This window comes from Armatimonadia bacterium (assembly GCA_039679385.1).
Classification (GTDB): Bacteria; Armatimonadota; Zipacnadia; order Zipacnadales; family JABUFB01; genus JAJFTQ01.
Window position 1 is genome coordinate 20,434 of sequence record JBDKVB010000049.1, and the last position, 9,726, is coordinate 30,159.

Annotated in this window: 7 protein-coding genes; 4 read left to right on the forward strand and 3 right to left on the reverse strand. The window is 65.5% G+C overall.

Annotated elements, in window-relative coordinates:
* Window positions 1–64 precede the first annotated feature (64 nt).
* Both ABFE16_04705 and ABFE16_04710 read right to left on the reverse strand, forming a co-directional pair.
* Window positions 65–1,045, reverse strand: coding sequence for a glycosyltransferase family 2 protein (locus ABFE16_04705; GenBank protein MEN6344582.1), 981 nt, complete (start codon window positions 1,043–1,045; stop codon window positions 65–67).
* Between the two features lie 54 nt (window positions 1,046–1,099).
* The gene (locus ABFE16_04710; GenBank protein MEN6344583.1) at window positions 1,100–1,948 is read right to left on the reverse strand and encodes a sugar phosphate isomerase/epimerase family protein; all 849 of its coding nucleotides are present in this window, start codon (window positions 1,946–1,948) and stop codon (window positions 1,100–1,102) included.
* 194 nt (window positions 1,949–2,142) lie between these two features.
* Between ABFE16_04710 and ABFE16_04715 the strand changes: the two genes are divergently transcribed.
* Together ABFE16_04715 and ABFE16_04720 are read left to right on the forward strand one after the other, a co-directional pair.
* Window positions 2,143–2,778 carry a type II secretion system protein gene (locus ABFE16_04715; protein ID MEN6344584.1) on the forward strand — a complete coding sequence of 212 codons (636 nt, stop codon included), beginning with the start codon at window positions 2,143–2,145 and terminating at the stop codon, window positions 2,776–2,778.
* Window positions 2,779–2,848: 70 nt separating this feature from the next.
* A complete protein-coding gene (locus tag ABFE16_04720) occupies window positions 2,849–3,469 on the forward strand; it encodes a hypothetical protein (protein MEN6344585.1) in 621 nt (206 codons plus the stop codon).
* A gap of 82 nt (window positions 3,470–3,551) precedes the next feature.
* Here the strand turns inward: ABFE16_04720 and ABFE16_04725 are convergent, their stop codons facing one another.
* The gene (locus tag ABFE16_04725) at window positions 3,552–5,360 is read right to left on the reverse strand and encodes a DUF4838 domain-containing protein (protein MEN6344586.1); all 1,809 of its coding nucleotides are present in this window, start codon (window positions 5,358–5,360) and stop codon (window positions 3,552–3,554) included.
* Between the two features lie 126 nt (window positions 5,361–5,486).
* Here ABFE16_04725 and ABFE16_04730 point away from each other — a divergent pair, with 126 nt between their 5' ends.
* The gene (locus tag ABFE16_04730; protein ID MEN6344587.1) at window positions 5,487–5,843 is read left to right on the forward strand and encodes a hypothetical protein; all 357 of its coding nucleotides are present in this window, start codon (window positions 5,487–5,489) and stop codon (window positions 5,841–5,843) included.
* A partial coding sequence (locus tag ABFE16_04735) for a hypothetical protein (GenBank protein MEN6344588.1) occupies window positions 5,840–9,726 on the forward strand: 3,887 nt, incomplete at its 3' end. The genes ABFE16_04730 and ABFE16_04735, both read left to right, overlap by 4 nt.

Sequence of the window (9,726 nt, forward strand, 5' to 3'; positions counted from 1 at the left end):
GACGCCGGCAGGAAGACCTGCCGGGGCCTCGCCGGGCCATTATAGCCCCCGCGCGCAGGATGTGTCAAAAAGCCGGAGGGTTGGCTTGCTCGGCGGTCGGCAGAGGGGAGAGCGCGATCTTCAGCACCCTTGCATAGAGCCGACGCTGTCGCCGCAGGTGGTCGCGTTTGGCGCTTCCAGGGGCCAACAGAGCCGCCAGAGAAGCTACCAGCAGCCGGGGAAGGGTGACCTTCACTGTCGCCAGCCGCTGCAGGAACAGCCGCAGCGCTCCGCCCGTCCGAAGCGCGAAGAGGAGCACCGATCTGTGGGCTTGAAGTGTGGTCTGCTCAGAGGCCTTAGCGGCGCTGGCACCGCCCACATGGGTGATGGTGACCGCCCCGTAGTAGTACACCGGACCGCACCGCCGCTTCAGGCTGTGGCACAGATCCGCATCCTCGGCGTAGAAGAAGTACGCCTCCGGCCAGCCTCCCACGGCCTCGAAGGCCTCACGACGCACCAGCAGCGCAGCGCCCTGCACATAGTCGACGGCAACCGTCTGGGTGTGGTCGAGCCAGGTCATCCGCGGCCGACCCAGGAATCGGGAGGACGGGAAGAGGCGATCCAGCCAGAAGCCCTCCAGGACCGTGTTGACCGGACCGGGGAAGCTGCGGCAGGACCACTGTAGCGAACCGTCGGGGCTAAGCAGTCGGGGACCCACGGCGGCAGCCTCCGGCGTCCGCTCAAGGAAGGCAACCAGGGCCTGGACAGTGCCCGCGGGCACCCTGGTGTCGGAGTTGAGGAACAGCAGGTAGCTCTCCTCACCACCCCGGGTGCCCAGGTTGTTGCCGGCCGAGAACCCCAGATTGCGCTCAGACTCCACCAGGCTGACGGAGGGGAAGCTCTCCCGCACTTGCTGCGCGCTACCGTCGGAGGAGGCGTTATCGACCACGACGATGTGCCAGTCCGACGAGCCCGGGTCCTCCTGCAGAGATTGCAGGCACTCGACCAGCAGGTCGCGGGTGTTGTAGTTGAGGATGACGATGCGGACCGAGGGCTGCGCTGCCATGGGAAGGATAGGGCAGGGGATCGGAGCCGTCGCCGACCCCGATCCCTGCGAAGGCTATCCGGCGGCCTTCTCGCGAGCTGCCTTGAGGGTGTCATAACCCTTCTTGCAGTGCTCGTAGGCATCCGGCTCGAAGTCGAAGACCTCGATGGAGGCATAGCGCTGGTAGTTGATGTCCAGCAGGGCCTTCATGATCGGCACGAAGTCCGTGTCGCCCCAGCCCGGAGCGCAGCGGTTGAGGTCGTTGCAGTGATAGTGGTACAGGACGTCAGCGCTGGCGCGGATCTCGGCCGGAAGGTCCACTTCCTGCTGCAGGCCGCTGTAGGTGTCGATGATGACGCCCACATTGGGCAGGCCGATCTCGGCGGACATCTCCCGGGCTTCCGAGGCACGAAGCAGCAGGTTGTTCTGGGTCACAACGGCAAGCGGCTCGATGCACACCTTGAAGTCGGCGTCGAGGCCCACTTCGCCGCAGCGCTTCATGCAGTCTCGGAACCAGCCCCAGGCCTGGCCGTAGGTGACGCCCAGATCGCTCTTGACCCAGCGCTGTTGCGGCGAGCCGGCCACCATCATCGATCCGCCCAGCTCGATACCGAGGCGCACAAGGTCCTCCATGTAGCGGGCGGTTCGCTCGCGTACCTCGGGGTCGGGATCGGTGACGTGGTAGCCCTCGGTGCGGGACAGCAGCCAGTGAATCCCGGCGACCTCGACGCCGGTCGCCTTCGAGGCGTCGAGGATTGCCTGCTTCTGGTCATCGGTGATCCTGCGGGCGTCGAAGTTGAGCGTGAAGGGCGATATCTCCAAGGCATCGAAGCCGATCTCGGCGGCTGCCTCGAACTGGCGGTCAATGGTCCATCGGTCCGGGTCTTCGGACCAGAAGATCTCGTTGCAGATGGCGAACTTCATCCTAAGCCTCCATGGGGTCGCGTCTCGGGGTCAGGTGTGCAGCCCGATTTCCGACGGCTGAACACTCAACCACCTATCTCCAAATTCGCTATGCAGGCGCCGATCCCCTCCCGAGAGGCAAGGAGGAGAACGGCGACTAGGTGCGGAAAACATAGTCGTCGTTCTTCAGCCGGACACGGGGGGCCTGCTGAGCTATGTCACGTGATCTGAGCCGCCGGCGTGCCTTCACGCTGGTGGAGTTGCTGGTTGTGTTGGGAATCCTCGCGGTGCTGGGCGCGATCTTGTTCCCTGTGTTCGCTCGGGCTCGCGAGAGTGCTCACAAGACGGCTTGCGTGGCGCAACTGAGTCAGCTATACAAGGCCGCCAAGATGTACATTGACGACAACGACCGGACGCTCGTCCCGGCACGCACCGAGGCCGTCGGCTCGGGCACTCGCGGCGTGACCTGGTGTGTGTTGCTGCAGCCCTACCTGCACAACAGTCAGGTACTGATCTGCCCGAGCGATCCCGAGCCGGCCGCCAGCGCCGACAGCCTCTGTCTGCCGCACAGCTACGGGATCAACTACCTGCTGTCCTTCAACAACCGGTGGGGAACCTACCCCTTCGTGGCTCGAATGAGCACGGTGAGTCGCGTCAGTGACACGGTGCTGTTCTTCGAGCTCAAGGACGAAGTGGCTGAGATGGGTGCGAGCTTCTACACCCACCGGCTGAGTCGGGTGAGTTGTCGGCACAACCAGAAGGGGAACTTCGGGTTCCTGGATGGACATATTAAGACACTAGGGATGGCCGACCTAGGCAGCGTTCGCTCCTGGGACCCCTTCACAGGCTAGCGACCGGCGAGCGACCCGGGAGGCCCGCGTGGCGCCCGGTGCCTTGGAGTTCGTAGGAGAGTGGCATACCATGCGAGTGAAGAAGTCGGAGATCATCGGGGGCGGCGTGGTCGTGGTGTTCATCGCGATCATCCTCAGCGTAGTGGTCTATCCGGCCGCGAAGGATGGCCCACGCAGGATCTGCCTGTCGCACCTGACCAACCTCTCTCGCTCAATCACCGCCTATCTGGGCGACTACAACGGGGAGTGGCCTCTCGCCAACAGTTGGGCGGATGCCCTGGTAGAGTACACTGATACGCCCGCCTTCTTCATCTGTCCGGATGCCAACCTGAGCGATGAGGACATGGTGAGGCTCCGCGGCGGACGCAGGCAGGGGTACCCCGTCGGCTATGCGCTGTTTGCCCCTCTCGCAGGCCCAGGCTTCCGCGTGGTCACCGACCCGACCAAGACGCCGACACTCTTCGACAGCACCGACATCCGGGCCAATGCGACCGCCGACATCAAGACCCTGGCCTTCCGGCACTACAAGAAGACGGGGAACGTTCTCTTCGGCGACAGCCATGCAGCCAGCTTCTCCGCCGTTCCCCAGCTTCCCCAACCGATGCTCAAGGATGTGCCGCAGAGCGAGAAGGACAAGGCAGCCATCTTCATGCCGCCACCACCGGCGGACGAGCACGGCCACCATCACTAAGGTCGCGTGTAGCTAACACACCTGGGCCCCTGACGCCTTCTCAGCGCAGGGGCCCTTTGCTGTCCGGCCGCCGTCAGCCGGCTCACTCCGACGCTTGGCGCTGCAGCCGCTGTGTCCAGGACCGGATCGTCGAGATCGCTCTTGGCGCATCCATCGCGCCGGACTTGGCCTGGGTGTCGATCCAGGCGACCAGTTCCTCCGCGAGACTCGCGACACGCTGCACCAGAACCGCTCCTTTGGGTCCTTCGGCAGATTGGGCCTCGGCGTAGGCCCGCTGCCACTCCCCGAACCTGAGCAGGAGGTCCACGCCGACACGGGTTCGCTCTACAGCCTGCATGTGTCGCTTCTCACCGGTGCAGGCCGCTGCCAGGGCTCGTCCGAGGTGCTCCATAGCCGGACGCAGCAGGCCTTCGGTGGCACGCCGTGTGTGCTCCAGGGCGTAGTGGTGTACGCAGGGACCGGGCTGCACGTAGTCGGCGACGAAGGCCTTGGCGAAGGCGCCCATCTCACTTGCTGCCGGGCCGTACAGGCTCTCGTCGAGCTCCTGATTGAAGGCCGCCACCTCCGTGTTCGCATCCCACGACAGTCGGCCGATCAGGTGCGCGTTGCGTCCGTAGGTGCCCCATTCCTCCGGCTTGAACTCCATCACGTAGCCGTCCACGCCCAGCTCTGCGAGGCGGGGCAGATCAACCGCCAGGGTCTCCTCCATCCGGTAGGGCAGCGAGCACATGTCGATCATCATCCAGTAGGCGAACAGGTAGAGTTCGCCGGTGACCCGCTCACGCCACGGAGCCAACATCTGCGCATACCTGGCGTTTGGCCGCACACACTCCGCAGGCGCCTCCAGCGGGTGCTTGTAGCAGTGCTGAAAGGGTGCGTAGCACACGGAGATGTTCGGCTCCAGGGCGACCGAGGGCGGCTCCACGTAGTTGACATAGGCCAGCGTACTCAGCCGCCGGTCGGGATGCTCCTGCGCAACCAGTCGCGCAACCTCGTTGGCGAAGCAAAAGTAGGTCTCCGTACGCACCGCGTGCGGCGGGTAGAGGGTACTGGTTCGCTGCGGTTCGAGCGCCCGGCACTGCTCACACTCACACCACCCGTAGCCGTCATTGGGCCACAGGCCGACCATGTCCACCTCAGGGTTCTCCGTCAGGAAGGCGCACAGGTTGGACGCCATCTCGCGGGCGACCTCGGGGTTCGAGGTGCATACTTGACCTCTCGTGGAGCGCTCGCCGTCCACAACCGCGAACCACTCGGGGTGCTGCTCGAAGTACTCCTCCGGCGGCAGCCAGTACTTGAAGCTGTGGTGCCCCATCTCCACCTTCATGCCGCGCAGGGCCAGATGCGGCTTGAGCACCTCCCGGTAACGCTCCCAGGCTCCCGCGACGTTGGCGAAGACCATGAACCGGTTGAAGCGGTTCTTGGCCATCCAGTCCACCATCTGAACCGTGCGCTCATCAATGCCGGGGTAGTTCGTGAAGGCCCGGTGTGTGAAGACCGGGCGACGCGAGTACCCACCCAGGGGAATCGTCAGGTCCGTGCGCCGGGGGATGATCTCGCCACCCTCGAACTCCGAGAGCCAGCGACACCCAGCATAGGTCTCCAGGAAGTCGTACACCGCGAACAGCACCGAGGCGGCGTCGCGTCCCCACAGCAGGATGCCCTCGGGGCTCACCTGCACCCCGTAGTCGTCCTCGGTTGCCTGCGAGGCCTCCCCGGCGACTTCGAGGCGGATATCGCCCGCAGCCTCTCGCACGGGGAACTGGTGGCCGGTGACCAGGGCCAGGTAGTAGGAGAGCTGATCGGCCGCGAAGGCCGTCGTCTGACACGCTCCCGCAGGAATCTGGATCTGGTGGTCGCTTTCTGCAAGAAGGAAAGGATGCTGTGACATCGGCAAGGAAACCTCCTGAGGTATCCTGACACAAGGAAAAGCACCGTCGTGCGCGAATAGCAGGAAGGACGAATCGACGGCGGACAGATTGCAGATAGCCTTCCGGCCCTGGGCAGGTGACGCCAAATGGTTAGCCTGGTGTGGGTATCGGTCTGGTTGCTGATCGCCGTGTACGCGTTCTTTGCTCCGAGCCCGGAGGAGGATGAGCTCCGCCTGAGGGGCCGCAGGCTCCTGGGCTGGGGTGCGCTGCTGATAGCCGGCGTACTGGCCGTGCCCGAGGGCGGCCCGGGCGTGCTCCTTGGCGACCTGCTGGGCGTGCTCGGGACCGTTGTCGGCAGCCTCCTGCTGGTTGCAGGACTGGTCCTGTCGCTGCCCGCCTCCTGGGTCGAAGCCGGTGAGAGCCTCCGCCTTACCTCGGTGGAGTTCCCCGAAGAGAACACCGCCGATGCCATCGACGCGATGCAAAAAGGAGTTCAGCCATGAGGTCCAGGACTTCCCCTCTGCTGCTGTTCGCCGTCCTCGCCCTGACCGCCTGCCTGGGCCATGCTCAGCAGAACCCGGTCACGAACGGCGGGTTCGAGATGCTTGCCCCCGAGGGCACACTCCTTGACTGGGAACCCCTGGGGCCGGTGCAGATCGTGCATGAGGCCCACTCCGGGCGCAACGCCATGCTGCTCGAACGCAACAGCGGCACGACCGGCGAGTGTGGCCTGAACCGCACCTGGAAGCCTGACAGCGGCCTGCAGGGCACCATGCTCTCCCAGCTCCAGGGCGGGTTCCGGTTCTGGTACAAGGCCGAGGCTGCTTCGGACCCCAAGGGTCTTGAGTTCAACGCCATCGCGATGAATGACCGGCCGCTGGAGGGTACCGGCGAGCAGCGTGCGACCTTCCGCGTGCCCGCCGGTCATGTCGGAGACGGCAAGTGGCACGAGGGGTTGCTCACCTACAACTTCAGCCGCAACCCCAAGGTCAAGTGGATCCAGGTCTCGCCCCGCGTGCGTGGCGACCGTGCCCGACTGCTGCTCGACGACGTGACCTGGGTCGAGAAGGTCCGACCGCTTCCGGCCATCTACAAGGTGCGGTTCGAGGAGGTCAAGGGCAAGGAGGGCTACGAGGGGATCGTCACCGCAACCCTCAGGAACGCCGGCGACGCTCCCCTGGACCTGGGGACGGCAACGATCTCGCTTCCGCCGGGTCTCACCTGCGAAGGCGGCCTTCTGCGGGGCCTTCGTGGCCTGGCTCCCGACGACTACGCCGAGGTCTACTGGCGGGTGATCGGACGCCGTGAGACCAGGGGACGCTTTGATGTTACCTTCCAGGTGGGCGACCAGCAGATCTCCGATGGTGTCGCCTACGGTCCGGCGCTGGAGATTGCCGGCTTCGCCCCGCGCGAGTTCATCCTGCCTGTGGGCCGGAAGACCGAGTGTGTGCTGAAGCTGCGCAACTCGGGGCAGGTCGTGCTGCGTGGCCTCTCGGCCGAGCTGCGTCCCGTTACCCCTCTGACGACCGCCCCGGAGCTGCGTAAGCAGAGAATCGCCGACCTTGGCCCGGGTGCAGAGGCACAGGTGATCTGGGAGGTCAGCTCTGATCGCCAGACGCCGGAGGTTGCCCTGCGTGCCGTGGTGACCTGCGCCAACGCCGACGGTGGACGCGCCGAGAGCCGGATGGTGATCGGGCCCAGAGCGAACCTGGAGGTAGCGACACCGCCGGGCTGCGGAGTGCTGGTCGGCTCGAACCTATCCGCTCTCTACAATGACCAGATTCGCCTTCTGCTGCCCCGTGCAGATTTCGGCTGGGGAATCGGGGTCGTGCAGCGGCGTGAGGGCAAGGTCTGGGAGACCGTCGGCAAGCTTCCTCGCCTGAGTCGCGTCGCGGCCTTCAACAGTGCGGGTGATCCCGAAGAGCTGCTGGTCTACGCCTCCTCGGTCAAGGAAGTCGCAGGTGCGCAGCCCCAGGAGAAGCGCCTCGAGCTTCAGGCCGTCGCGAAGGATGCCGCCGGAGTATCGTGGACGATCACGGAGACCTTGGGTCTGCGCCCCGGCGAGGATGCTGTGCGGTTCCAGGTTCGTGGTGTGCCCGACCGCGATGCGAAGCTGCTCGCGCTGGATGGACCGCTCTTCTACGCGGGCGAGGGCGCACCCGTGGGCACCCGGCGACTGGATGCGATCTTCCCGGGGCTGGAGTGGCTGGTTGAGGGAGAGGAGTCCTCCAGCACCCTGGACATCGCCGCCGATCATCCGCACCGGATCCGCTATGTGCCGCATCCGCACATGGTGACGATCCCGCTGATGTGTGCTCGTCTGCAGCCGCCTTCGGGCAGTGGTGTGGTCGCGAGCCTGTCTTGGGATTTGCTGCGGCCCTACTATGCGGATCACAACCGGCCCAGTGCGGTGTTTGCTTCGCCGGATCGCTTCGGCGGTCATGCGGGTACCCTGATGGGTATCTTCGCACCCTCGATGCCCGAGTACCTCGAGCCGAACGAGCGGACCGCGAAGGCGCCGCTGGAAGTCACCGGTGGCTCGGCAGTGGACCTCCAGGCGACCTTGCGGGTGCAGACCGCTGCTGCGGGCGAGACCTCCCTGGCGGCGCTGAAGTCCTATGTGCGTGACAACCCGCCACCGGAGCCGAACCCCTTGCCGCATGGTCAGACCCTGACTGACGAGATCGACTTCTCCATGGCCGGGTACCTGAGCAGCCTGTGGGTGGCCGACGAGGAGAAGTGGCGTGCCTCGATCGGCGGCCCGGCCTCGGCAACGCAGACGGTCTGGTCCCCGGCCTACCTCTACGACCTGCGCATGTGCCTGGACACCACGAAGAACCAGGCCGTCAAGAGAGAGGTACAGGACCGCTACGATCGCGTGGTCGCCCTCAGCGGCCTCACACCTGTGGCCGGTGACGAAGGCTACGACTTCTCCGGCCCGACAGGTGGTCTTCTCGGTCGCGCGGGGACGGTGGCGGGACTGATTGCCCGGCAGCTACCGGATGGGTCCTGGCGCTTCCGGACTCGCATCGAGCGCGAAGGCACCTTCAAGGGCCGAGACTACTCGGAGCTCGGGCCCGACGGGGCAGCGGAGATCGGCACCTGTGCTCGCACCGCCTGGGAATTGCTGCGCTTCGCTCACACGACCGGCGACGCCCAGGCTCTGGCGGCCGGGCTCAAGGCCCTCGCCTTCATGGATCAGTTCGAGGTTCCCAGGGCAGCGCAGGTGTGGGAGGTGCCCGTGCACACTCCCGACATCCTGGCCTCTTCCGACGCTTGCGAGGCCTATCTCGAAGCCTACGAGATCACCGGCAAGAAGCCGTACCTGGACAAAGCAGTCTACTGGGCCTGGACCGGCCTGCCCTTCCTTTACCTGTGGGACACCCCGGGCTTCGAGTACCTGCGCTATGCCTCGATCCCGGTCTTCGGCGCAACCTGGTTCAAGGGAAGCTGGTTCGGCCGACCCGTGCAGTGGAACGGTCTGCGCTATGCCTATGCGGTGGCGCAGTTGGCCGAGTACGACTCCTCCCTCGACTGGAAGCGCATCGCCCGGGGCATCACCGTCAGCGGCATGTACCAGCAGTCCGAGGAGGACAAGGACCGGGCGCTGTGGCCCGACAGCATCAGCGCCCTTGACCAGAAGAAGTCCGGCTGGATCTTCGCACCTCGACAGATCCTGCAGAACGCCTACTGGATGATGGGGATGCAGCCGACGCCGGTGACGACGGTCGTCGCCAGGGGCCTCGATGAGACGCGGGTCACCGCAGCCGGCAAGGTCAGTGACACCGTTCTGGGAGAGGGCCAACTGAGCTTCAAGGTCACCTACCAGCCGCCTCAGCGCGGCTATGTGGTGATCTGCGGCACCAGCAAGCCGGCCTCAGTGACGGTCGACGGCAAGCCGGTGCCCGAGGTTGCGCTACCCTCCAAGAGCGACGCCCCGGGCTGGCGGTACATGGAGGACACGCTCCTGGAGCTGCGAGTCGGACAGAGCGGGAGCCATGCGGTGCAACTGGTCGGGGTAAGGGCCGTGCCCTCCTCACTCATGCCCAGGCCGGCCAGGCAGCTTGCCTTCAACTTCGACGGCGGTACCGAGGGCTGGCGTCCCAGCCACGACCTGGCACCCTTCAGCGTGAGCGACGGCGTGCTGCAGACTACGACGACCGCGAGCGATCCCTACATGGTGCGGACCTCCTGCGAGGTGCCGGCGAGGACGGTCAAGCAGATTCGTCTGCGGATGTCCCTGACCTCGGGGCTGATCGCCGATGCGCAGCTCTTCTGGAGCACCACAGACTCGCCATCACTCGACGAGCCCAAGTCGATGCGCTTCCGCACCATCCCAGACGGGCAGTTCCACGAGTACGTGATCCCGGTGGGCGAGAGCAAGCT

What these genes read in the sequence shown, in the direction of transcription:
- ABFE16_04705 (MEN6344582.1), bottom strand. Translation starts at nt 1,045, where the DNA reads ATGGCAGCGCAGCCCTCGGTCCGCATCGTCATCCTCAACTACAACACC.
- ABFE16_04710 (MEN6344583.1), bottom strand. Translation starts at nt 1,948, where the DNA reads ATGAAGTTCGCCATCTGCAACGAGATCTTCTGGTCCGAAGACCCGGAC.
- ABFE16_04715 (MEN6344584.1), top strand. Translation starts at nt 2,143, where the DNA reads ATGTCACGTGATCTGAGCCGCCGGCGTGCCTTCACGCTGGTGGAGTTG.
- ABFE16_04720 (MEN6344585.1), top strand. Translation starts at nt 2,849, where the DNA reads ATGCGAGTGAAGAAGTCGGAGATCATCGGGGGCGGCGTGGTCGTGGTG.
- ABFE16_04725 (MEN6344586.1), bottom strand. Translation starts at nt 5,360, where the DNA reads ATGTCACAGCATCCTTTCCTTCTTGCAGAAAGCGACCACCAGATCCAG.
- ABFE16_04730 (MEN6344587.1), top strand. Translation starts at nt 5,487, where the DNA reads ATGGTTAGCCTGGTGTGGGTATCGGTCTGGTTGCTGATCGCCGTGTAC.